Raw genomic sequence first — 24,232 nt, 5'->3', positions numbered from 1 at the left:
AGTTTTCTGGGATATTATACGTTAGGGGCTGCAGGGTTTCAATGAGATAGACTAGAGGAATTTGGTCTCGTAGTAAAAATGGTATTTTATCACTTTTAATCTCTTTATTTAGGTGATATAAAGATAAAAAAAGAACCTGCAAGATGATGCAGATTCTCTTCATTACGATTATTCAGCGGCTTGAATAAATACACCCTTCTCATGAGAAAACTCTTTGAATCCGTATACCCCATGATAGGAGCCGATTCCGCTTGTGTTGACGCCGCCGAATGGCAGGTTGACGTCACTGAAATGGACGACGACATCATTGATGGCGGCATTTCCTGATGTCGTGTGCTGAAGGACGTTGTCAATCAGGTCTTGGTTTTTGCTGAACACATAAAGTGCAAGCGGTTTATCGCGGTCATTTACGTAATCGATGACCTCGTCGATGTCTTCATAGTTCATCATTGGCAGAATCGGTGCGAAGATTTCCTCCTGCATGATTTTCATGTCAGGCGTGACGTTTTTCAAAACGGTTGGCGAGATCGTGCGGTCGCTGGCATCAAATACGCCGCCGAACACCACTTCCGCCCCTTTTTCGATGGCATCGTCGAACAGATCTTTGACGCGGTTGAAGTTGCGGTCATTGACGATCTGCGTAAATTTGCTGCGGTCTGGGGTATGATCATCCTCCATAAATCCAGCGTTGACGACTGTTTGTAAAATCCCCGCGAACCTGTCCTGAACGTCTTTTTTAATGAACAGGTAATCAGGTGCGATGCAGGTTTGGCCGGCGTTTACGAATTTCCCGACGGCGATCTTTTTCGCTGCGTCCATCAGATCGTATTCACTGTCAATGATCGTCGGGCTCTTGCCGCCAAGCTCAAGTGTGACAGATGCCAAGTGTTTGGCAGCCGCTGTCATGACAATTTTCCCGACATTTGTGCTTCCAGTGAAGAAAATATGGTCGAACGGCTGATCAAGTAGTTCGGTTGCCACCTCAACCTCTCCTTCAAAAATCGCGACTTCTTTTTCATCAAAAGCGTCTCTTATTACTTTAGCAGCAATGTTGCTCGTGTTCATCGTGAAATCGGACAGCTTCACAATCGCGCTGTTTCCGGCTGCGAGAGAAGCGGCAAGCGGCGCCATCGTCAGCATAAACGGATAGTTCCACGGGCCGAGGATGAGTGTGACGCCTTTAGGCTCGTACATAAGAATTCCGTTTGCGTCAGGGCTTAACGATGAACCGACTTCTTTAGGCGCCATCCATTGTTCCAGGTTATTCATATTATCTCTAATCGCTTTTTTTGTTCCTTCGATTTCCGCTTTTTTGACTTCGTGATATGGTTTGCGGACGTCTTTGCGGATCGCTTCGATGATTTCTTCTTCATGGGCGATGACGGAATCTAAAAAGCGTTGAAGCTTTTCTCTCCGCTGTTCCGCTGTTGAAGCGCGCAAGGCTTTTTGCTGTTTTTTCTGAAGCTGAAAGACACGCTGGATGTCGTCCTTTACTTGCTGTTCCATTGTAAAATCCCCCTCATTTGCTTTCTTCTTTTCTCGGACCTATTATAAGGTGGTACCTTTTCTGTAAGAAAGACAACGGTGAACCATCTATAAGTTACCGTACATATATCTAAGATCTGTCTAATGATTGGAGGTGTCTTTTGTGCCGGAATCTGCCGAAGCTCAAGTGAAAGAGGCGCTGCTGGCTTTATTGAAAGATAGAGATATTCAACACATCACAATGAAAGAAATCGCTGAGAAGGCCAAAGTGAGCCGCGGATCGCTCTACCTTTATTATGAGGATAAGTTTTCAATCATTGAGGATGTGATCGAAGACATGAAGGAAGGACTGGGCAAAGCGCTTTTTGACGCCTTCAGTCATATGGATACCCTTCATTTGAACAAAAAACGGCAAACGGTGCATCCGACGCTGTCCTTTGTTCATGAGCATCGTTCCTTTTTTTCTGTGATGATGAACAGAGGACATTTTCATCGTTTTTTTAAGGATGTGTTTCAGCAGGATGTGCTGCTGGCTCCGATCCATGTGAATTTAACGCCGATTGAACGGGACATTTATGGACATTATCGGGCCTTGTACACGTACGCGATTATCCTGTATTGGCTGAATGAGGATGCGGCCGCGTCTCCTGAAGCCATCAGCCAGAAGGTATGGGAGCTTGTTTCTCAAAAGCGGTTTTATTGGCTGTTTGGAAAAGCTGTGCCAGGAGAGCGAGAGAAGGAGAAGCAAATCGACAGGCGGGTGGTTCGAACGAGAGAGGCGCTGCAGAAGGCATTTCTGGATGTATTGGCGGAGAAACAAGACTACGCGGGCATCACGATTTCAGATATTACGCGTAAAAGCAATATCCGCCGTGCAACCTTTTATGATCACTATGCCAATAAGGAGGAATTGCTCCAAACCATGATACAGCGATCATGTGCGGAGATCATTGATCACCTGACGATTGCCTCCAGCCCGAATGAATTTTCCTTAAAGGAAGCGGAGAAGGCGCTCGCCATTCTGCTTTGTCAAACATGCCCATTGTCCATTTTCTCAATCGGGAATGGGGTGTTCCTCATGTGATACCTGATATGTTCAAAGCGCTGGAATCGTTTTATCTGCATCAGCAAACTGATATTCACGCAGAGAAAAAGCTTTATGCCCATTATGTATCCGCAATGATTATCGGGTTGCTTTTGTATCGGCTGGATGAAGGAAAGGCGCATCCGCCTGAAGTGCTGGCGAGGGAATTTTTGCAGTTTTTGGATGTGAAAAAGTATAAGGTTGTATTGCTTTGAAAGACAAAAAGAGAGGGACATCCCCTCTCTTATTTCGTTTCTTTCTTCCATTTCTCATCAATCAGCATTTTCCCTGGCCATGTGTATGCCATGATGCCGCCGTCTGCGGTGATGTCCTCTCCTGTGACGTATGAGCTGTCGTCTGACGCGAGAAACAGGGCCACTGTCGCCATTTCCTTCGGCTGGCCGAGGCGGCCGAGCGGCGTGATCCATTTGTTGGCTTCGCGGAATTTTTCACCCATTTCCTGTTCTTTGGTGCCTGCTAATTTGTCAATCAGCGGTGTTTCGATCGTGCCCGGTGAGATAGAATTGACGCGGATGCCGTTTCGAGCGTAATCAATCGCCATCGCTCTAGTCAGGTTCGTGATCCCGCCTTTTGCAGCATTGTAGCCGGAGCGGTCGAGATCCGCGGCCCGGCCTGACATGGAGGAGGTATTGATGATGGAGCCTCCTTTTTCGAGCATGAGCGGAATCAGATATTTGCTGCAAAGGAACGTGCCGCGCAGGTCTACGGCGATAATGCGGTCAAACAGGTCAACCGGATATTCGTGCACCTTTCCGCCTTCCTGATCAACGCCGGCATTATTAAACAGTATATCAATCGTTCCGCATGCATCCTTGATTTGATCAGCAAATGCTTTCACACTGTTTTCATCTGACACATCGAGGTGAAAGGATTCTGCCTGTCCTCCGTTTTTTCTGATTGCGTCAACTGTTTCCTCCATTTGATCTTTATTGATATCTCCGATGATCACACGCGCGCCTTCATTGGCAAAAACCTCTGCCGTCGCTTGCCCAATGCCTGTCGCGGCGCCTGTGATCACTGCTGTTTTGTTTTCAAGTCTTCCCATGATACGAGACCTCCTTTTTCTATTTGTCTTCCCGCTATGTGCAGTGATAAACATGCGAGAAAAGAAAGGCCAGCATATGTTAAGATGAATTAGAAATTGTTGGGAGGTTTGTATGTTTGAAGGTACAGCATAAGAAGGAGCTCAAGTTTTATTGCTTCATTACCATTCCATCTGCATTTGTTGTGCTGACTGTCATCTCTTTTTTATTGCAAGAGATTACGTTTCCGGTGACTGCAAGCGCATTTCTGAATGCTTCATGGCATAATCTATTGTTTTTAATACCGTTCGGTTTGTTTTTCTACCCGGTGCATATATGGATGAAGCGGGAGTTTGGCCGCTGGAATGACACAGAAAAAAAGAGAGGATGATGAAGCCTCTCTTTTTTATGAGAATGAGTGAGAAAAAGAGTGAAAACAAATCCAACTAATGTTAAATTTACATATATATGCATCTATCAATCTAATTGACAATTGTCATCTTATGTGATAAATAGATGCTGAAAAGGGTTTACATAATGGTAAAGGAGCGATCAAGAGTGGCAAAAAAAGAGTTTAAAGCAGAGTCTAAACGCTTGCTGGATATGATGATTAACTCCATTTATACCCAAAAAGAAATTTTCCTGCGCGAGTTAATCTCCAATTCGAGTGATGCGATTGACAAAATCTATTACAAAGCGCTTACGGACGATGCGCTTACGTTTGATAAAGACAGTTACTACATAAAGGTCGCAGCTGACAAAGATGCGAGAACATTAACCATCTCTGATACGGGGATCGGAATGACAAAGGATGAGCTTGAACAGCATCTTGGAACAATTGCAAAAAGCGGTTCCCTCGCGTTTAAAAAGGAAAACGAGCTGAAAGACGGACATGACATTATCGGGCAGTTCGGTGTCGGTTTTTACGCGGCATTTATGGTTGCCGATGTCGTGACAGTCATCAGTAAAGCGCTTGGCAGCGAAGAAGCTTATAAATGGGAGTCTGCGGGTGCAGACGGCTATACGATTGAACCGTGTGAAAAGGATTCTGTCGGTACAGACATTATCCTGAAAATCAAAGAGAACACAGAAGATGATAGCTATGACGAGTTTTTAGAGGAATATCGTTTAAAAGCGATCATCAAGAAGTACTCCGACTTCATTCGCTACCCGATCAAAATGGATACAACCATTAATAAGCCGAAGGAAGGCAGCGAAAATGAATTTGAAGAGGTGCAGGAAGAGCAGACGGTCAACAGCATGGTGCCGATCTGGAGAAAAAACAAAAGCGAGCTGACAGATGAGGATTATGAAAAATTCTATGCTGAAAAGCATTACGGGTTTGATAAACCGCTGACACACGTTCATATCAGTGTGGATGGAGCCGTTCGCTACAACGCAATTCTATTCGTCCCTGAAAACATGCCGTTTGACTACTATTCCAAGGAATATGAGAAAGGCTTGGAGCTGTATTCCAATGGCGTGCTGATTATGAATAAGTGCGCAGACCTGCTACCGGACCACTTCAGCTTTGTGAAGGGCATGGTCGATTCTGAGGATCTATCGCTGAATATTTCCAGAGAAATGCTGCAGCATGACCGCCAGCTGAAGCTGATCGCGAAAAACATCAGCAAGAAAATCAAAAGCGAGCTGCAAAGCCTGTTGAAAAAAGACCGCGAGAAATACGAGACGTTCTACAAGTCGTTCGGCAGACAGCTGAAATTCGGCGTGTACAATGATTTTGGCGCGAATAAGGATCAATTGAAGGATCTCCTCTTATTCTACTCTTCAAAAGAGAAAAAACTGGTCAGCTTAGACGAGTATGTTTCCAGAATGCCAGAGGAGCAGAAATTCATTTATTACGCGACCGGTGATTCTTACGACCGCATTGAGAAACTGCCGCAAACGGAAATGGTGGCGGACAAAGGCTATGAAATCCTCTACTTTACTGAGGACATCGATGAGTTTGCAATTAAAATGCTGGCTTCTTATCAGGAAAAAGAATTCAAGTCCGTATCAAGCGGAGACCTTGGCATAGACACGGATGAGGATCAAAAGCAGTCCGAGGAAGAGGAAAGCAAGTATAAGGATCTGTTTGAGGAAATGAAAAACATTCTGTCAGACAAAGTGAAAAACGTCAGAATCTCAAAACGGCTTAAATCACATCCAGTCTGCCTTGCTGCTGACGGCGAAGTGACAATTGAGATGGAAAAAATCTTAAATGCGATGCCTGACAGCCAAAATGTGAAGGCGGAAAAAGTGCTGGAAATCAACCCAAATCACGAGGTATTCCAAACGCTGCAGGACGCGTTTGAACAAGATAAAGAGAAGCTGAGCCTGTACACAAACCTTCTGTACAATCAGGCGCTCCTCATCGAAGGCCTGCCGATTCAGGACCCTGTGGAATTTACGAACAATATTTGCAAGGTCATGGTGTAAACAGAAAAAGGAATCGTCCCATAAGGAGACGATTCCTTTTTTTATAATGTACGCTCATTCAGCACTTGGTTTTGGGTGCTTTTCTTCTTTTTAAACCGTTTTTTCAGGCTTGCTTCAATTTCTTCCAAGCTTTTCCCTTTGGTTTCCGGTACCATGTAGAACGCGAAGAAAAATGAGAGAAGACAAATGACTGAGAAAACCATAAAGACCCATGCGATGCCCATCGCGCTTAGCATCAGCGGAAAGACAAGCGACACGATCAGGTTAGCCGCCGATAACACCAAAGTCGTGAACCCTGTCGCGGCTCCGCGTGCTTTGGACGGGAAGAGCTCAGGCATGAGCACCCACACTACCGGACCCCATGTCGCCTGGTAAAAGACGATATAGACACCTAGAAAGACTACTGTCATCCACGCTGTAGATGCGGAAAGCCCCAGTGTCAGGAGCACGCCTGATAAAGCAGCAAGGCTCAGTGTGATGCCGACACTTCCCCAGATCAGAAGTTTTTTGCGGCCGACACGGTCAATTAAGATCATGGCAGTGATACACATGATGACGTTGAGGATGCCGATTCCCATTGTGCCGAGCGCCGAAGCTGATGTGCCAAGACCGGCCTTCGTAAAAATGGTTGGCGCGTAGTAGATGACCGTGTTAATGCCGACCGCCTGCTGGAAAATGGCAAGGCCGACGCCAATCAGAAGCATGGGGCGAATCCATTTGGCTTTCAACACGCTGAGTGTCGTTTCTTTTTTCTCCGCTTCCCCTTGCTTCATCTCTGCCAATTCCATTTCGATGTCTTGGGGATCATGAGTGATGTTCATGATGCGTCTCGCTTCTTCTTCGCGGCCGCGCTTCACGAGCCATCTTGGCGATTCCGGCATGAACGCGATGCCGATTAATAGAAGCACGGCAGGCACTGCAGCCAGACCGACCATCCAGCGCCACGCTTCAAACGGTGTGAACAGGTAGTTAACGATATAGGCGAGCAAAATCCCGGTGACAATCATTAAGTTGTTCATTGTGCCGAGTGTCCCGCGAATTTTCGTCGGTGCCATTTCGGAAAGATACACGGGCACAAGTGCCGTTGAACCGCCGACGGCCAACCCGAGTATCACCCTAGATGCAATCAGCATGCCGATTGTTTGAGAAAATGCGCAAGCGAGCGCGCCGATAATAAAAATGATGGAAAGGACAAATACAACCTTTCTCCTGCCCCAGCGGTCTGAGCATGTGCCGCTCAAGGCAGAACCGAAAATCGCGCCAAGGAGCAGCATGCTGACAACCAATCCTTCTGTCAATGTCGTTAAAGGAATATCGTTATTGATAAACAGGAGTGCTCCGGAGATAACACCTGTATCGTAACCATATAGCAGTCCCCCTAAAGCGCCGAAAAAGTAGATCATATATTTCCTTGTGTCTTTCTTCACAAATGTCTCCTCCTCAGTTGTTGAGCCAATGAGTATCTAAAATGTATAACAAAGTTAATAGATTAGTACCCATTTCCTATCTCATTTGAAACATTTGTTTTGAACAAACGGAAACGTTAAAGCCAAAAGAGATGATCACAGATCCGCTGAGTTTAGGAAAAACGAAATAACTTTATGCTCAGAGAAACCATTAAAAAAACCTTACCCGCGCGGAGTAAGGTTTTGATTAAGACATTTTTATTCTTCTGCTTCGTTGACGAAAACCAAGGCGGAGAAGCCTTTTTTCTTATCAAATTGCAATTCAACGACGGTAACGTCCGGATTGAAGTTGTGGTATTCCTCTAAGAACTGAATAATGCCTTCTGAAATGTCATCTGACATAAGCTGCTTGTGGTGCAGGCCAAATGTAGCTTCAGCGAAGAACCCTGTACGCTTGTTATAAGATAGCTCCTTTACTTCAACGTCTTCAGGGTAGATATCTTCTTCATTGGAAATATACACGCAAATTCCGTCTACAATTTCTTGCTCATTTAATATTAATCTCATCGCCTAAAATCTCCTTCTGTACGTCTTCGGTGCTTTAAATGCGCGAATCAATGCGATGACAATGATTAAAATAATGATCAAAGCAATGATATCAACGATCCAGGCAATGGGTGAAGCGCCATACGAAACATAACCTGGGCCTCCGACTGGATGATAGGTGTAACCCCATGGGTGCATCATGCTGATCATGAACATACCCATTGTAAATCCACTATAATATCCAAACCATCCTGATGGCGCGAAACCTGCGTGATAGTAATGATTGACTGAAACATATCGTCCGCCAACATAGGCTTTAGACGTTTTTCCGCTGTATGTCTTTCCGGTTACTTTTGATGTAGCGCCGGAAAAGGTGCCTGACGATTTTTTAGAGCTTGATGAGCTTGCCTTTTCCGAAGGCTTCTTTTTAAGCGAAATCGATGATGATGAATCGTCAGGCGTCTTGGATTTTTTGCTAGAAGAGCTTGATCCTGAGCTGTAGCTTGATTTCGGGCTTGATTTATAGCTTCCGCTGTATGACGAGCTTGAACTTCGGCTGCTGTAACTAGATGATGAGCGGCCGCTAAAGCTCTTTGCATGAGAAATCGTTGATGGCAGCAGTACACCTAAAGCAACGGTTACTGCAACTAAGGCTTTTACATATTTAAGTTTCATTCTGTTTCCTCCATAGACCATCGAAATGGTCCGCTATTCTGACCAGCAAATAAAAGAAGCTGGGTCAGCTTTATTTCATATGAGCTAGATGATATGAACGTTTCATACTTTTGCTTTCTCAATCACTTTCTTTCTGAGATAAACTACCTTTATTTTATCGGATTTATGGCTCATTTTGTAAGGTTTTGCTTCAAAATCAGTTATTTAGGAATTTATCGCACAAAAAAACAGCCTTCTCCATTGGAGAAGGCTGTTTTCTTCTTATGCGAACAGCTTATCAATAAATGAAATATCCTCTTGAGAAAGCGTCACGTCGGCTGTTTTGATGTTATCAATCAGCTGATCGGCACGTTTTGCTCCCGGGATTAAAATATCAATTTCCGGTCTTGCCAAATACCAGGCCAATACGATGTGAGGGATATCCACGTTGTGTTTTTCGGCAATCGGCGCAAGCTTGTTGACCTTTCTGATATTTTCTTTGAAACGCTCGCCCTTGAAGTGTTCCTGTTCGTTTCGCAGGTCGCCTTCTGGGAACGTTGTATCTTCTGTATACTTTCCTGCCAATAAACCTGATACGAGAGGGAAGTAAGGGATAAATGAAATATTATGCTCCTTCGTATACGGGAAGAATGTTTTTTCTGCTTCACGGTTTAACAGGTTGTATTCGCCTTGCAATACATCTACCAAACCGTCTTTGTTTGCTTCTTTCAATTGCTCTAAAGAGAAGTTGGATACACCGATGGAACGGATTTTTCCGGCTTTCTTCATCTCATTCAGCGCGTTAACGGCTTCATCCTTAGGCGTATGTTCGTCAGGGAAGTGAATGTAGAACAAATCGATATAATCGGTATTCAAGCGCTTCAGGCTTTCATCAACTGATTTTTTAAGAAATTCTGGTGAATTATCAAAGACAAAGTCATTGCCCTGTTTTCTGTGAGCGGCTTTTGTCGCGATGACAACATCTTCACGGTTGAATTCACGCAGCACTTCACCAATTAATTCTTCGGAACGGCCGATCCCGTAAATATAAGCGGTGTCTAACATTGTCACGCCATTACGGATCGCCTCGCGCACCAATTCTTTTCCGGTTTCTTCATTTAGGTTCGGATAGAGGTTATGTCCTCCGACAGCATTTGTTCCTAATCCGATAGGGAATACCTGCAAGTCTGATTTTCCGAGCTTCGCTTTTTTCATGATCTGCCTCCTAGAATAAAATGGATGATAGACTCTCAACACTATTGTAAACGTTAGGCCAGATGAATGCCGATTTGATGCTCATTGCAGTACTGCGTGTACTCGTCGTCTAATGGCTGAGAGGTCACAATGCAATGCAGCCTGTCAAACGGCGCATATGTCAGAAGCGTTGATTTTCCGAATTTAGAATGGTCAGCCAATAGATACACTTCTTTTGCTTTTTCCGAAATCCTCTTTTTAATTTCATACTCCAGCAGATCCGAGTTGGTCAATCCGTGTGTCAGCGTCGTTCCGGTAGCGGACATAAAGGCTTTGTTGATATTGTACTTATCAAGCATAGCCGGGTCGTCCATGCCGACAAAGGAGCGGGTTTTTCTCTTATAGTTGTTTCCGATAATGATTAAGTTGATATTCTTCAAAGCTGACGCCGCATTGATAATGTCTAAACTGTTGGTTAAGATGGTGACATTTTTGGCTGGATCAAGCGTATCAAGAATAGACTTTGTCGTCGTTCCTGAATCAATGAAGACCAAATCGTGATCTTCAATAAATCGGGAAGCATAATGGGCGATTTTTGTTTTTTCATCCTGGTGCTGAATGGTGCGATTTTCAAAAGGAACTAATGCGGTTTTTTCAATAGATGTTACGCCGCCGTATACTTTTTCAATCGCACCCTTTTCTGTTAGCTTGTTGATATCACGTCTTACTGTGTTTTTGGAGACATTGAACACCTGGCACAGCTCATCTAAGGAAACAGTGCCATGCGATAAAATGTACTCCTCCATTTCCTGAATCCGCATCAGTTTCATATAAAAAACTCCTTCTTGAATCTTTACGTAACATAAATATATAATAAAAACCAAAAGTTAATCAATAGTTGCTTAAAAAATGATAACATCGGTGTATATCTTTTGCAAGATTGGACGGCCTTCTCTTACCTCTCTTACTTGATTAAAAGATTAATATAATAAAAATAATGAAAAAATGTAGTGTTTATGATTGACTTATGGGTATTATGCGATTAAAATATAACCAAGAAATGACCAAAAAGTAACCTGTTGTGCATGAAATGGTTGCTTGTATGTAAATATGCATCCGCCATTTATTTTTTTGGTTTTTTTGAAAGCGTTTAATTCTTGGCTTACTGAAAAGTGGATATTGATATGAATCTATCCTGAACCATCCATACAAGTGTATGTGTTTACTAATGAAGGAGGCAATAAGAATGGCAGAAATCAGAAAATTAAAAAACTACATCAACGGTGAATGGGTTGAAAGCAAAACAGATCAATATGAAGATGTCGTCAATCCGGCGACGAAAGAAGTGCTATGCCAAGTGCCGATTTCTACAAAAGAGGACATTGATTACGCAGCGCAAACAGCGGCTGAAGCATTTAAAACATGGTCAAAGGTGGCGGTTCCTCGCCGCGCCAGAATTCTATTTAACTTCCAGCAGCTGCTGTCCCAGCATAAAGAAGAACTGGCTCATCTGATTACCATTGAAAACGGAAAAAACACAAAAGAAGCTTTAGGTGAAGTGGGACGCGGGATTGAAAACGTAGAGTTCGCCGCTGGAGCACCTTCCCTAATGATGGGTGACTCGCTTGCTTCCATCGCAACGGACGTTGAAGCGGCCAACTACCGCTACCCAATCGGAGTTGTCGGCGGAATCGCGCCATTTAACTTCCCGATGATGGTCCCTTGCTGGATGTTCCCAATGGCGATCGCACTCGGCAACACATTTATTTTAAAACCATCAGAGCGGACACCGCTGTTAACAGAGAAATTGGTTGAGCTTTTTGAAAAAGCGGGCCTTCCGAAAGGGGTATTCAACGTCGTATACGGTGCGCATGACGTTGTGAACGGCATCCTCGAGCATCCCGAAATTAAAGCGATTTCATTTGTAGGCTCCAAGCCAGTCGGCGAATACGTCTACAAAAAAGGAAGCGAAAACTTAAAACGCGTGCAATCTCTGACTGGCGCGAAAAACCATACGATTGTCTTGAACGATGCGAATCTTGAAGACACGGTCACAAACATCGTCGGAGCTGCCTTCGGTTCTGCCGGTGAACGCTGCATGGCTTGTGCGGTTGTGACAGTTGAAGAAGGAATCGCCGATGAATTTATGGCGAAGCTGCAGGAAAAAGTGGCGGACATTAAAATCGGTAACGGCCTTGATGACGGCGTGTTCTTAGGACCGGTGATTCGCGAAGACAACAAGAAGCGCACGCTCAGCTATATCGAAAAAGGTCTTGAAGAAGGTGCCAGACTCGTATGTGACGGACGTGAAAATGTGTCAGACGACGGCTACTTTGTCGGCCCGACGATCTTTGACAATGTCACAACAGAGATGACGATCTGGAAAGATGAAATTTTCGCTCCGGTCTTATCTGTCATTCGTGTGAAAAACCTGAAAGAAGCGATTGAAATCGCCAATAAGTCTGAGTTTGCGAACGGCGCCTGCTTGTTCACATCCAACTCAAACGCAATCCGCTACTTCCGTGAAAACATTGATGCGGGGATGCTAGGAATCAACCTTGGGGTGCCGGCTCCAATGGCGTTCTTCCCATTCTCAGGCTGGAAATCTTCATTCTTTGGAACGTTGCATGCGAACGGAAAAGACAGCGTCGACTTCTATACACGTAAAAAAGTGGTAACGGCAAGATATCCGGCACCTGATTTCAACTAAACGACGAACAGCCGAACGGCGTCCATGTGCGCTGTTCGGACTCATTCTGCCAATAGAAAGAGGAGGGCTTCTCTATGAGTTATTTGTTGCGTAAGCCGCAGTCGCATGAAGTGTCTAATGGGGTCAAACTCGTGCACGAAGTAACGACATCCAACTCTGATCTCACTTATGTAGAGTTTAAAGTGTTAGATCTTGCATCAGGTTCAAGCTATACAGAAGAATTGAAAAAACAAGAAATCTGTATTGTGGCGGTAACGGGGAAAATTACAGTGACAGATCATGAGTCGACTTTTGAGAATATCGGCACGCGCGAAAGCGTATTTGAACGAAAACCGACAGACAGCGTCTATATTTCAAATGACCGTGCATTTGAGATCACAGCGGTCAGCGACGCAAGAGTGGCGCTTTGCTATTCTCCATCGGAAAAGCAGCTTCCGACAAAGCTGATCAAAGCGGAAGACAACGGAATTGAGCATCGCGGGCAATTTTCAAACAAACGTACTGTTCATAACATTCTTCCGGATTCAGACCCTTCAGCTAACAGTCTATTAGTCGTTGAAGTCTATACGGACAGCGGCAACTGGTCCAGCTACCCGCCTCACAAACATGACCAAGACAACTTGCCGGAAGAATCTTTCTTAGAAGAAACGTACTACCATGAGTTAGACCCGGGACAGGGCTTTGTGTTTCAGCGCGTATACACAGATGACCGTTCTATTGACGAGACAATGACTGTGGAAAATGAAAACGTTGTCATCGTTCCTGCGGGATACCACCCGGTAGGCGTTCCGGACGGATACACATCCTACTATTTAAATGTCATGGCAGGGCCGACGCGAAAATGGAAGTTTTATAACGACCCGGCGCATGAATGGATTTTAGAACGCTAACAAGTGAGGAGTGGCTGTTTACGATGAAGTATACATTCAATGAAGAGAAGGCTTTTGATATTGTTGCCATCGGCCGGGCATGTATTGATCTGAACGCAGTCGAATACAACCGCCCAATGGAAGAGACGATGACATTTTCCAAATACGTCGGCGGTTCACCTGCGAATATCGCGATCGGCAGCGCGAAGCTTGGCTTAAAAGCGGGCTTCATCGGCAAAATTCCGGATGACCAGCATGGAAGATTCATAGAGTCCTATATGAGAAAGACCGGCGTTGATACAACACAGATGGTTGTTGATCAAGATGGACACAAAGCAGGCCTTGCATTTACAGAAATCCTCAGCCCTGAAGAATGCAGCATTTTAATGTATCGCGATGATGTGGCGGATCTTTATCTTGAGCCTTCAGAGGTAAGCGAGGACTATATCGCAAATGCGAAAATGCTGCTTGTTTCCGGGACAGCGCTCGCCAAAAGCCCGTCACGGGAAGCGGTATTAAAAGCTGTTCAATACGCGAAGAAGCATCAGGTCAAAGTGGTGTTCGAACTGGATTACCGCCCGTATACGTGGCAGTCATCAGATGAAACAGCCGTTTATTATTCTTTGGTTGCCGAGCAGTCTGATATCGTCATCGGCACACGCGATGAATTTGATGTGATGGAAAACCGCACAGGCGGAAGCAATGAAGAATCCGTCAATCATTTATTTGGCCATTCAGCCAACCTCGTTGTCATCAAACACGGCGTCGAAGGCTCTTACGCATACAGCAAATCCGGCGAGGTATTCCGCGCTCAAGCGTACAAGACAAAAGTGCTGAAAACCTTTGGGGCCGGTGACTCCTATGCGTCAGCCTTTATCTATGGCCTTGTCAGCGGAAAAGACATTGAAACGGCATTGAAATACGGCAGTGCTTCAGCCTCCATTGTGGTGAGCAAGCACAGTTCGTCAGAAGCGATGCCGACTGCGGAAGAAATCGAACAGCTTATTGAAGCACAGTCATAATTGAAAAAGATCGAGTAAAGGTGGGATCGTTTGTGGGTAAGAAAATTCGCTTAACAACTGCGCAGGCGCTGATTAAATTCTTAAACCAGCAGTACATCCATGTAGATGGAAAGGAAGAGCCTTTTGTCGAAGGGATTTTCACAATTTTCGGTCATGGAAACGTATTAGGGATCGGGCAAGCGCTTGAGCAGGATGCAGGCCATTTGAAAGTCTATCAAGGGAAAAATGAACAAGGAATGGCGCATGCGGCCATGGCGTACAGCAAGCAAATGCTGAGAAGAAAAATATATGCAGTGTCTACATCCGTCGGACCGGGAGCGGCTAACTTGGTGGCGGCAGCCGGCACTGCATTGGCAAACAATATCCCAGTTCTCTTGATTCCGGCAGACACATTTGCGACAAGACAGCCAGACCCTGTACTGCAGCAAATGGAGCAAGAATACAGTGCGGCGATTACGACAAACGATGCATTGAAGCCTGTATCGAGATACTGGGACCGCATTACGCGCCCTGAGCAGCTGATGAGCAGTTTGCTGCGCGCGTTTGAAGTCATGACTGATCCGGCAAAAGCAGGTCCGGCAACGATTTGTATTTCTCAGGATGTTGAAGGGGAAGCATACGATTTTGATGAAAGTTTCTTCGTCAAACGGGTTCACTATATTGATCGCATGCAGCCGAGCGAGCGCGAGCTTCAAGGTGCGGCGGAGCTGATTAAATCCAGCAAAAAACCTGTGATTCTCGTCGGCGGAGGCGCAAAGTATTCCGGTGCGCGCGATGAATTGGTTGCCATTTCTGAAGCCTATAACATTCCGTTAGTTGAAACGCAGGCAGGAAAGTCTACTGTTGAGGCAGATTTTGCGAACAACCTTGGCGGAATGGGCATCACAGGTACACTTGCGGCAAACAAAGCAGCCCGCCAAGCTGATTTGATTATCGGCATCGGCACAAGGTATACAGATTTTGCGACATCCTCTAAGACCGCTTTTGATTTTGATAAAGCGAAGTTTTTGAACATTAACGTCAGCCGAATGCAGGCGTATAAACTTGATGCATTCCAAGTGGTGGCGGATGCGAAAGTGACGCTTGGCAAACTGCACGGCTTGCTTGAAGGCTATGAGAGCGAGTTCGGCACAACGATCCGGGAGCTGAAGGACGAATGGCTAGCTGAACGCGAGCGTCTCAGCAAAGTGACGTTTAAGCGGGAAGCATTTGATCCGGAAATCAAAAATCATTTTTCTCAAGAGGTCCTGAATGAATATGCTGACGCGTTGAATACTGAGCTTCCGCAAACAACGGCATTGCTGACAATCAACGAGACGATTCCTGAAGACAGTGTCATCATCTGTTCAGCAGGCTCACTCCCAGGAGATTTGCAGCGTTTGTGGCATTCTAATGTTCCGAATACGTATCACCTGGAGTATGGGTATTCTTGCATGGGCTATGAAGTGTCCGGGACACTCGGTCTTAAACTGGCCCACCCTGACAGAGAAGTGTATTCAATCGTCGGAGACGGCAGCTTCCTGATGCTTCATTCTGAATTGATCACGGCGATTCAGTACAACAAGAAAATCAATGTGCTGCTCTTTGACAACTCAGGATTCGGATGCATCAACAACCTGCAAATGGATCACGGCAGCGGCAGCTACTATTGCGAGTTCCGCACAGATGACAACCAAATCCTGAATGTCGATTACGCGAAAGTCGCTGAGGGATACGGCGCGAAAACCTACCGCGCAAACACAGTAGAAGAATTAAAAGCGGCGTTAGAGGATGCGAAGAAACAGGATGTATCAACATTAATTGAAATGAAGGTGCTGCCTAAAACAATGACGGACGGCTATGACAGCTGGTGGCATGTCGGGGTGGCAGAGGTATCTGAACAAGAAAGCGTTCAGAAGGCATACGAAGCAAAAGAGAAAAAGCTGGAATCTGCGAAGCAGTATTAGAGGGGAGGCACCAAGATGGGCAAAAATGAAATCCTGTGGGGAATCGCTCCCATTGGGTGGCGGAATGATGACATGCCTGAAATTGGAGCGGGAAATACACTTCAGCATTTGTTAAGTGATATCGTTGTCGCGCGTTTTCAAGGCACGGAGGTCGGGGGCTTTTTCCCCGAACCTGCCATCCTGAACAAAGAGCTGAAGCTTCGGAACTTACGCATTGCAGGAAAGTGGTTCAGCAGTTTTATTTTGCGTGACGGACTTGGTGAAGCGGCAAAGACATTTACCCTGCATTGTGAGTATTTGCAGCAAGTAAACGCGGATGTCGCAGTTGTCTCTGAACAAACGTACAGCGTGCAAAGCTTGGAGAAAAACGTGTTCACAGAGAAGCCGCACTTTACGGATGATGAATGGGAGCGGCTTTGCGAAGGGCTGAATCACCTTGGCGAAATTGCCGCTCAGCATGGCTTGAAGCTTGTCTATCATCATCATCTCGGCACTGGTGTCCAAACAGCGGAAGAAGTGGACCGCCTGATGGCAGGAACTGACCCTGCGCATGTACACCTCCTCTATGATACAGGCCATGCGTATATTTCTGACGGCGATTACATGGGGATGCTTGAGAAGCATATCGGCCGCATTAAGCATGTGCACTTTAAGGATGCCCGCCTGAATGTCATGGAACAATGCAGGCTCGAAGGACAATCGTTCCGGCAATCATTTTTAAAAGGCATGTTTACGGTTCCCGGTGACGGCTGCATTGACTTTAGAGAAGTATATCAGCTGCTGTTGAAGCACAGTTATTCCGGATGGATTGTCATTGAAGCTGAACAAGACCCCGATGTTGCAAACCCGCTGGAGTATGCATTGATTGCGAGAAACTATATTGATCAGCAGTTGTTGGATCTGGCTTAATGGGGAATGAACATATGGGCAATACCAATGGAGATTCAGCCTTCAATAAACGGACAATCGCGGCAGCATTGGCCAACTATATTGATGCCGGTTCAATTGTGGCAGGCTCCGCCGGTTTATCATTATGGGTCAGTTACCTTAAGCTATCCGATACGCAAATCGGGCTGCTCGGCGCGTTGAGCGCAAATGCGATTTCTGCCGCTGTCGGCGCGCTGCTTGGCGGGTTTCTGGCTGATAAAGTCGGACGGAAGGCTGTTTATACCAATAGCATGCTGGTTTATGCACTAGGGATTTGTTTGGTTTTGTTCGGGGTTAATTTCCCCATGTTGTTAAGCGGTTACATCATTATCGGTTTATCAGTAGGAGCTGACATAACCGCGTCATGGACCATTATTGCGGAAAATGCGCCAAAGAAGAATCGGGCCAGGCATTGCGGCGTAGCACAAGTCGCTTGGGCCGCGGGCGCTGTCGTTGTACTGCTCCTCTCCGTACTGGCCGGTGACTTGGGACTCTTGGGGAATAAAATCGTATTTGCCCATCTGCTTGTGATTGCGCTGATTACGTACATCCTGAGAATCAGGCTTCCGGAATCAGACGCCTGGCAGACAAAAAATCAGCCGGAGGATGCTCAGGCAGAGAAGCCGGCTGTACTGCATAAGACATCGTATTTTGATTTGCTCAAGCCTATGTATCTCAAAAGCATCCTGTTTTTGATGGGTGTGTACTTGGTTTGGAACTTAGCCGCCGGAGTCATGGGCTTCTTTATGCCATACATTTATCAGCAGGTCGGCGGTGTATCTGCCAACATGGCCAACCTTTTGCAAATGGGGCTGTTTATCTTCACAGGATTGGGGGTCGCCTTGATCTTCATGCCCTTTGCCGACAAATATAGAAAAACCGTATTTGGAATCGCCGCTTTCATGGCGGTGATCGGGTGGACACTGTTTCTGCTGCCAGTTGAAGGCCTGCCGATTCTGCTCCTGTTTATTGTCGTGATCGGCATCAATAACGGAGCAGGGCAGCAAGCGAACTATCAGTTATGGGCCAGCGAAATCTTTCCTACGCAATATCGTGCTTCCGCACAAGGGCTGATGTTTTTCCTTGTCCGTATTTCAATAGGGATTTGGAGTCTGTTTGTCCCAATGATTATCACCAATTTCGGCATTGGAACGATGGCTGCAATTCTTCTCGGATGTGTGACGGCCAGTATGATCATCGGGCTGCTCTTTGCGCCGAATACGTCTGGCAAGTCGCTTGAGCAAATTCAAGAGGAACTCTACGGATCTCCTCAGAGCCAAGTAAAGCAAGAAACAGAAAGCAAAATTATGTAATCAACAGAAGGAGTGGCTGTCAATGAGTTTACGTATTGGCGTAATTGGAACTGGAGCAATCGGAAAAGAACATATTAACCGCATCACGAACAAGCTGTCCGGAGCGGAAATTGTAGCTGTAACGGATGTTAATCAAGAAGCTGCACAAAAGGTCGTTGAGCAATACCAATTAAACGCGACGGTTTATCCGAATGATGACAGCTTGCTTGCAGACGAAAATGTAGACGCTGTTTTAGTGACAAGCTGGGGGCCTGCGCATGAGTCAAGCGTGCTGAAAGCGATTAAAGCCCAGAAATATGTGTTCTGTGAAAAACCGCTCGCGACAACGGCTGAAGGATGCATGCGAATCGTCGAAGAAGAAATCAAAGTGGGCAAACGCCTTGTTCAAGTCGGCTTCATGCGCCGTTATGATAGCGGTTACGTACAGCTGAAGGAAGCACTCGATAACCATGTGATTGGCGAACCGCTTATGATTCACTGCGCGCACCGCAACCCGACTGTAGGAGATAACTACACAACCGATATGGCCGTAGTCGACACGCTTGTTCATGAAATTGATGTACTGCACTGGCTCGTCAACGATGACTACGAGTCCGTTCAAGTCATCTACCCGAAAAAATCGAAAAATGCGCTCCCGCATTTAAAAGATCCGCAAATCGTCGTGATTGAAACAAAAGGCGGTATCGTCATCAATGCTGAAATCTATGTGAACTGTAAATACGGCTATGACATTCAATGTGAAATCGTCGGAGAAGACGGCATCATCAAGCTTCCTGAACCATCAAGCATCAGCTTGAGAAAAGAAGGCAAATTCAGCACAGATATTTTGATGGATTGGCAGAGACGCTTTGTCGCTGCGTACGATGTGGAAATCCAAGACTTTATTGATTCGATTCAAAAGAAAGGCGAGGTCAGCGGACCGACGGCATGGGACGGCTATATTGCTGCTGTCACGACTGATGCGTGTGTAAAAGCCCAGGAATCTGGACAAAAAGAAAAGGTTGAATTGAAGGAAAAACCGGAATTCTATCAATCTTTTACAACAGTTCAAAACTAAAAAACAGAGGAGTGAAAATATGAAGTTAGCATTGGATCCATCCATGTATCGTGATGATTTAACTTTAGAGGAAACGGTCTATAAAACGGCGGAGCTTGGCTATGAATATATCGAATTGTCTCCGCGCGAGGATTTTTGCCCGTTTTATAAATATCCGAAAGTCGATTCAGCAAAGATCAAACAATTAAAGCGCCTTTTAAGAGATACAGGTGTTAAGCTTTCATCGCTTCTTCCTCTTTACCACTGGGCGGGTCCTGATGAAGACCGCCGGCAGGCAGCGGTGCGCAATTGGAAACGGGCAATCGAAATTGCGGTTGAACTTGAAGTGGATTTGATGAACAGCGAATTCAGCGGTTCAAAATATGATCCTTTAACAAGTGAAGAAAAATTTATCAAATCCATGGATGAGCTTCTGCCAGTCTTTGAAAAAGAAGGTATTAAACTTAATCTTCAAGCCCACCCATACGATTTTATCGAAACGCACAAAGGTGCGATGGATATGATCCGTGCGCTTGACAAGGATTGGATCAATCTTGTCTACTCGACTGCGCATACGTTCTTCTATGATGACGGCAAAGGCGACATCGAGACCATGTTTGACGAAGCCGGCGACCGCCTCACACATGTTTTATTTGCAGATACCTATAATCATAAAGCGGCTCATGGCCTTCGCTACATCGTCAATCCGCCTGACGCGAAAGTAACGGTTCACCAGCATTTGGACATTGGCCAAGGCGAGGTTGATTTTGATACGATTTTCAGAAAACTGAGAGAGATGAAGTTCGACGGAATTGCGACGAATGCCGTATTTGCTTGGGTCGATGAAAGAGCGGATGAATCAAGCCGATTTATGCTTAAGAAAATGAAAGAAGAATTAGGTCTGGCATAAGCTGAGCATGGAGTTCGGCGGGATATGGCGACAGCCTTCCTGCCGAACTCCCTTCATATCTAAAACGCAGATGGGGGAGTCTGGCATGAAACTTTGTTTTAATGAAGCGACAACATTGGAAAACTCAAACCTTAAACAGGATTTAGAACTATGCGAAAAGCACGGCTATGATTATATTGAAATCCGCACAATGGATAAGCTGCCGGAGTACTTAAAAGATCATTCATTGGATGACCTTGCGGAATATTTTCAAACCCACCACATCAAACCGCTTGCCTTAAACGCACTCGTTTTCTTCAACAACCGTGATGAAAAGGGCCACAACGAGATCATCACTGAATTTAAAGGCATGATGGAAACATGCAAAACCCTCGGTGTGAAATATGTGGTGGCCGTTCCGCTTGTGACAGAGCAGAAGATTGTAAAAGAAGAGATCAAAAAGAGCAGTGTAGACGTGCTGACTGAGCTGTCAGATATCGCGGAGCCGTACGGCGTAAAAATCGCGCTTGAGTTTGTCGGCCATCCGCAATGTACGGTCAATACGTTTGAACAGGCGTATGAGATTGTAAACACAGTTAACCGTGACAATGTCGGGCTTGTCCTTGACAGTTTTCACTTCCATGCAATGGGTTCAAATATTGAGAGCTTAAAGCAGGCGGACGGAAAGAAAATCTTCATCTATCATATTGATGATACAGAAGATTTCCCAATCGGCTTTTTAACAGATGAGGATCGTGTATGGCCGGGACAAGGGGCAATTGACTTAGATGCCCACTTATCAGCACTGAAGGAAATCGGCTTCTCTGATGTTGTTTCGGTTGAGCTCTTCCGGCCTGAATACTATAAGCTGACTGCTGAGGAAGCCATTCAAACAGCGAAAAAAACAACAGTGGATGTCGTATCAAAATACTTCAGCATGTAATGGATAAAGGAGGGGTGAATATGGCTTTTGTATCGATGAAAGAGCTTCTTGAAGATGCAAAGCGGGAGCAATATGCAATTGGCCAGTTTAATATCAACGGCCTGCAATGGACGAAGGCGATTTTGCAGGCGGCGCAAAAGGAGCAATCACCGGTCATCGCCGCGGCTTCCGATCGCCTGGTCGACTATTTAGGCGGATTTAAAACGATTGCCGCCATGGTCGGCGCGTTAATAGAGGACATGGCGATTACCGTTCCGGTCGTGCTTCATCTCGATCACGGCAGCAGTGCGGAACGCTGCAGACAGGCCATTGATGCCGGATTCAGCTCAGTGATGATTGACGGCTCCCATCAGCCGATTGACGAGAATATCGCGATGACAAAAGAAGTCACCGATTATGCCGCAAAACACGGCGTGTCAGTAGAAGCCGAAGTCGGCACGGTCGGCGGAATGGAAGACGGACTGGTCGGCGGGGTCCGCTATGCGGATATCACGGAATGTGAGCGGATCGTTAAAGAAACCAATATCGACGCGCTGGCCGCCGCCCTCGGCTCTGTACACGGCAAATATCAGGGTGAGCCGAATCTCGGATTTAAGGAAATGGAGGCTATCTCCCGCATGACTGATATTCCCCTCGTTCTTCACGGGGCATCCGGGATTCCGCAGGATCAGATCAAAAAAGCCATCACGCTCGGCCACGCGAAGATCAATATCAATACGGAATGTATGGTAGCGTGGACAGACGAAACACGCCGCATGTTTCAGGAAAACAGCGATCTGTACGAACCGCGCGGCTATTTGACACCCGGCATTGAAGCCGTGGAAGAGACAGTGCGAAGCAAAATGAGAGAGTTCGGATCAGCCGGTAAAGCAGCTAAGCAGCAGGTCGGCTAAAGAGACCAGAAACCGCCGAGATGGCGGTTTTTTTGTGCGGTGTTGCGTCCATACGCCCAAAACGATTATGATGATGGCAGCAGTGTAAGAAACGGGAGTGGTTCAGTTTGAATAAAATCATGATTGTGGAAGACAGTGAAGACATTCGCGGACTATTGCAGAATTACCTTGAAAAATACGGATATCAAACAGTGGTCGCCGCGGATTTTACAGCTGTTCTTGATGTCTTTTTGCGGGAAAAGCCCGATGTGGTGCTGCTTGATATCAATTTGCCGGCATATGACGGATATTATTGGTGCCGGCAGATCCGCCAGCACTCCACAAGCCCGATCATCTTTATTTCTGCCAGAAGCGGGGAAATGGATCAGGTGATGGCGATTGAAAATGGGGGAGACGATTATATCGAAAAACCGTTTTCTTATGATATTGTGCTGGCGAAAATCAAAAGCCAGATCCGGAGGGCGTACGGGGAGTACGCCGCAAAGCAGGGAGAGAAAGTGGTTGAATATGCCGGCGTTCAGCTCTTTGTGGAACGGTTTGAACTGCGTTTTCAGGATGAAAAAAGCGAGCTTTCTAAAAAAGAAAGCAAGCTTTTGGAAGTGCTGCTTGAGCGGGGAGAAAAGGTGACGAGTCGGGACCGTCTCATGGAAAAGACGTGGGACACCGACATATTCATCGATGATAATACACTTAACGTGTATATCACGCGGCTCAGAAAAAAACTGCGGGAGCTGAATGCGCCTGTTTCTATTGAAGCGGTGCGGGGCGAAGGCTACCAGCTGAGGGCGCAGTCATGAAGCTGTTTCTCCGGTCTCATGCAGTGCTGATTCTGCTTTTTTTCCTTCAAGGGCTGTTTGTCTTCTTTTATTACTGGTTTGCGGGTCTGCATTCTTTTTCTCACTTGTTTTACATATTGGGCGTGCAGCTTCTTATTTTGGCGGGTTATCTTGCCTATCGCTGGTACAAAGACCGCGGCGTGTATCATTGGCTCAGCTCGGGGCAGGAAGGGACGGATATCCCGTATCTCGGTTCTTCAGTGTTCTGTTCAGAGCTGTATGAAAAGCAGATGGAGCTGATCCGGCTGCAGCACCAGAAGCTCCATGAGACCGAAGCCAAGCTTGACGCGCGGGTGACGTATATGAATCAATGGGTGCACCAAGTGAAGACGCCGCTGTCGGTCATTAATTTAATCATTCAAGAAGAGGATGAGCCCGTTTTTGAACAAATCAAAAAAGAAGTCCGGCAGATTGAATTCGGGCTGGAGACGCTTCTTTATTCTTCAAGGCTCGACCTGTTTGAACGGGATTTTAAAATCGAAGCGGTTTCCCTGTCCGAGCTTCTCCAATCAGTCATTCAAAGCTATAAACGATTTTTTATTCAATATCGCGTTTATCCGAAAATGAACGTTTGCGATGATCATCAGATTTACACCGATGCCAAATGGCTCAAATTTGCGATTGGCCAAGTGGTCACAAATGCGGTCAAGTATTCAGCGGGCAAGAGTGACAGACTTGAGCTGAATGTCTTCCGCGATGAAGACAGGACGGTGCTTGAAGTCAAAGATAACGGTGTCGGGATTCCCTCGCAAGACATCAAGCGGGTGTTTGACCCTTATTACACGGGTGAAAACGGGCGGCGTTTCCAAGAATCTACGGGAATCGGCCTCCATCTCGTCAAAGAAATTACAGATAAGCTCAATCATACGGTGGACATCAGCTCGTCTCCCGGTGAAGGGACATCAGTTCGATTTTCATTTCTTACAAAAATGTAAGGCTGCGTTAAGAAAACAACATAGCCCGCTTTGTTTCCCCTTGATAACATGGATTTATGTCA

At 45.9% G+C, this 24,232-nt stretch carries 21 protein-coding genes and 1 pseudogene; 15 read left to right on the top strand and 7 right to left on the bottom strand.

Annotation, left to right across the window (positions count from 1 at the left end; translation table 11 throughout):
• Window positions 1–168: 168 nt before the first annotated feature.
• Window positions 169–1,506, bottom strand: coding sequence for an aldehyde dehydrogenase family protein (locus NST79_RS20805; protein WP_128993597.1), 1,338 nt, complete (start codon window positions 1,504–1,506; stop codon window positions 169–171).
• Window positions 1,507–1,648: 142 nt separating this feature from the next.
• On the opposite strand from NST79_RS20805, the pseudogene NST79_RS20800 reads away from it, so the two are divergent.
• Window positions 1,649–2,784, top strand: a pseudogene (locus NST79_RS20800) (TetR/AcrR family transcriptional regulator).
• Between the two features lie 29 nt (window positions 2,785–2,813).
• Here the strand turns inward: NST79_RS20800 and NST79_RS20795 are convergent.
• On the bottom strand, window positions 2,814–3,635 hold the full coding sequence (locus NST79_RS20795) for an SDR family oxidoreductase (RefSeq protein ID WP_212060078.1): 822 nt from the start codon (window positions 3,633–3,635) through the stop codon (window positions 2,814–2,816).
• A gap of 116 nt (window positions 3,636–3,751) precedes the next feature.
• Between NST79_RS20795 and NST79_RS20790 the strand changes: the two genes are divergently transcribed.
• Together NST79_RS20790 and htpG are read left to right on the top strand one after the other, a co-directional pair.
• Window positions 3,752–4,003, top strand: coding sequence for a hypothetical protein (locus tag NST79_RS20790; RefSeq protein ID WP_014481429.1), 252 nt, complete (start codon window positions 3,752–3,754; stop codon window positions 4,001–4,003).
• Window positions 4,004–4,170: 167 nt separating this feature from the next.
• Window positions 4,171–6,051, top strand: coding sequence for a molecular chaperone HtpG (gene htpG / locus NST79_RS20785; RefSeq protein WP_003243561.1), 1,881 nt, complete (start codon window positions 4,171–4,173; stop codon window positions 6,049–6,051).
• 41 nt (window positions 6,052–6,092) lie between these two features.
• On the opposite strand, the gene NST79_RS20780 is transcribed toward htpG, so the two are convergent.
• From NST79_RS20780 to iolR, 5 genes are all read right to left on the bottom strand, one after another.
• The gene (locus tag NST79_RS20780; RefSeq protein WP_033882801.1) at window positions 6,093–7,478 is read right to left on the bottom strand and encodes a sugar porter family MFS transporter; all 1,386 of its coding nucleotides are present in this window, start codon (window positions 7,476–7,478) and stop codon (window positions 6,093–6,095) included.
• 237 nt (window positions 7,479–7,715) lie between these two features.
• On the bottom strand, window positions 7,716–8,024 hold the full coding sequence (locus tag NST79_RS20775; protein ID WP_003227046.1) for a YxcD family protein: 309 nt from the start codon (window positions 8,022–8,024) through the stop codon (window positions 7,716–7,718).
• Window positions 8,025–8,027: 3 nt separating this feature from the next.
• A complete protein-coding gene (locus NST79_RS20770) occupies window positions 8,028–8,678 on the bottom strand; it encodes a hypothetical protein (RefSeq protein ID WP_019712600.1) in 651 nt (216 codons plus the stop codon).
• A gap of 261 nt (window positions 8,679–8,939) precedes the next feature.
• Entirely contained in the window at window positions 8,940–9,872 is a 933-nt protein-coding gene (locus NST79_RS20765) for an aldo/keto reductase (RefSeq protein ID WP_003227049.1), read from the bottom strand.
• 53 nt (window positions 9,873–9,925) lie between these two features.
• A complete protein-coding gene (iolR, locus tag NST79_RS20760) occupies window positions 9,926–10,681 on the bottom strand; it encodes a myo-inositol utilization transcriptional regulator IolR (protein ID WP_003227050.1) in 756 nt (251 codons plus the stop codon).
• 416 nt (window positions 10,682–11,097) lie between these two features.
• Between iolR and iolA the strand changes: the two genes are divergently transcribed.
• The 12 genes from iolA (at window position 11,098) to yxdK (ending at window position 24,170) form a co-directional block, all read left to right on the top strand.
• Entirely contained in the window at window positions 11,098–12,561 is a 1,464-nt protein-coding gene (gene iolA / locus NST79_RS20755; RefSeq protein WP_003243682.1) for a methylmalonate-semialdehyde dehydrogenase, read from the top strand.
• A 74-nt stretch (window positions 12,562–12,635) separates the two neighbouring features.
• A complete protein-coding gene (gene iolB, locus NST79_RS20750) occupies window positions 12,636–13,451 on the top strand; it encodes a 5-deoxy-glucuronate isomerase (RefSeq protein ID WP_014481418.1) in 816 nt (271 codons plus the stop codon).
• A 23-nt stretch (window positions 13,452–13,474) separates the two neighbouring features.
• The gene (gene iolC, locus NST79_RS20745; protein ID WP_076457371.1) at window positions 13,475–14,452 is read left to right on the top strand and encodes a 5-dehydro-2-deoxygluconokinase; all 978 of its coding nucleotides are present in this window, start codon (window positions 13,475–13,477) and stop codon (window positions 14,450–14,452) included.
• Window positions 14,453–14,484: 32 nt separating this feature from the next.
• On the top strand, window positions 14,485–16,398 hold the full coding sequence (gene iolD, locus NST79_RS20740) for a 3D-(3,5/4)-trihydroxycyclohexane-1,2-dione acylhydrolase (decyclizing) (RefSeq protein ID WP_003242642.1): 1,914 nt from the start codon (window positions 14,485–14,487) through the stop codon (window positions 16,396–16,398).
• Between the two features lie 15 nt (window positions 16,399–16,413).
• Window positions 16,414–17,307 (top strand): myo-inosose-2 dehydratase, encoded by an 894-nt coding sequence (gene iolE / locus NST79_RS20735; RefSeq protein ID WP_003227062.1) that lies wholly within the window; start codon window positions 16,414–16,416, stop codon window positions 17,305–17,307.
• A gap of 14 nt (window positions 17,308–17,321) precedes the next feature.
• Window positions 17,322–18,638 carry a myo-inositol transporter IolF gene (iolF, locus tag NST79_RS20730; protein WP_017696084.1) on the top strand — a complete coding sequence of 439 codons (1,317 nt, stop codon included), beginning with the start codon at window positions 17,322–17,324 and terminating at the stop codon, window positions 18,636–18,638.
• Between the two features lie 22 nt (window positions 18,639–18,660).
• Window positions 18,661–19,695, top strand: coding sequence for a bifunctional inositol 2-dehydrogenase/D-chiro-inositol 1-dehydrogenase (iolG, locus tag NST79_RS20725; RefSeq protein ID WP_014481414.1), 1,035 nt, complete (start codon window positions 18,661–18,663; stop codon window positions 19,693–19,695).
• Between the two features lie 19 nt (window positions 19,696–19,714).
• A complete protein-coding gene (locus NST79_RS20720; protein WP_015250852.1) occupies window positions 19,715–20,584 on the top strand; it encodes a sugar phosphate isomerase/epimerase in 870 nt (289 codons plus the stop codon).
• Between the two features lie 85 nt (window positions 20,585–20,669).
• Window positions 20,670–21,506 (top strand): 2-keto-myo-inositol isomerase, encoded by an 837-nt coding sequence (gene iolI / locus NST79_RS20715; protein WP_032730291.1) that lies wholly within the window; start codon window positions 20,670–20,672, stop codon window positions 21,504–21,506.
• A gap of 20 nt (window positions 21,507–21,526) precedes the next feature.
• Window positions 21,527–22,399, top strand: a complete 873-nt coding sequence (gene iolJ, locus NST79_RS20710) for a 6-phospho-5-dehydro-2-deoxy-D-gluconate aldolase (protein ID WP_003242766.1) — start codon at window positions 21,527–21,529, stop codon at window positions 22,397–22,399.
• A 107-nt stretch (window positions 22,400–22,506) separates the two neighbouring features.
• A complete protein-coding gene (gene yxdJ, locus NST79_RS20705) occupies window positions 22,507–23,196 on the top strand; it encodes a two-component system response regulator YxdJ (RefSeq protein ID WP_003243527.1) in 690 nt (229 codons plus the stop codon).
• Window positions 23,193–24,170, top strand: coding sequence for a HAMP domain-containing histidine kinase (gene yxdK / locus NST79_RS20700; protein WP_212060080.1), 978 nt, complete (start codon window positions 23,193–23,195; stop codon window positions 24,168–24,170). The genes yxdJ and yxdK overlap by 4 nt, the downstream gene beginning before the upstream one ends.
• Window positions 24,171–24,232 lie beyond the last annotated feature (62 nt).

This window comes from Bacillus sp. PS196, from assembly GCF_037963555.1.
Taxonomy (GTDB): domain Bacteria; phylum Bacillota; class Bacilli; order Bacillales; family Bacillaceae; genus Bacillus; species Bacillus subtilis.
Note: the sequence above shows the minus strand (reverse complement) of the source record. Positions and strands in the feature narration are given on the sequence as shown.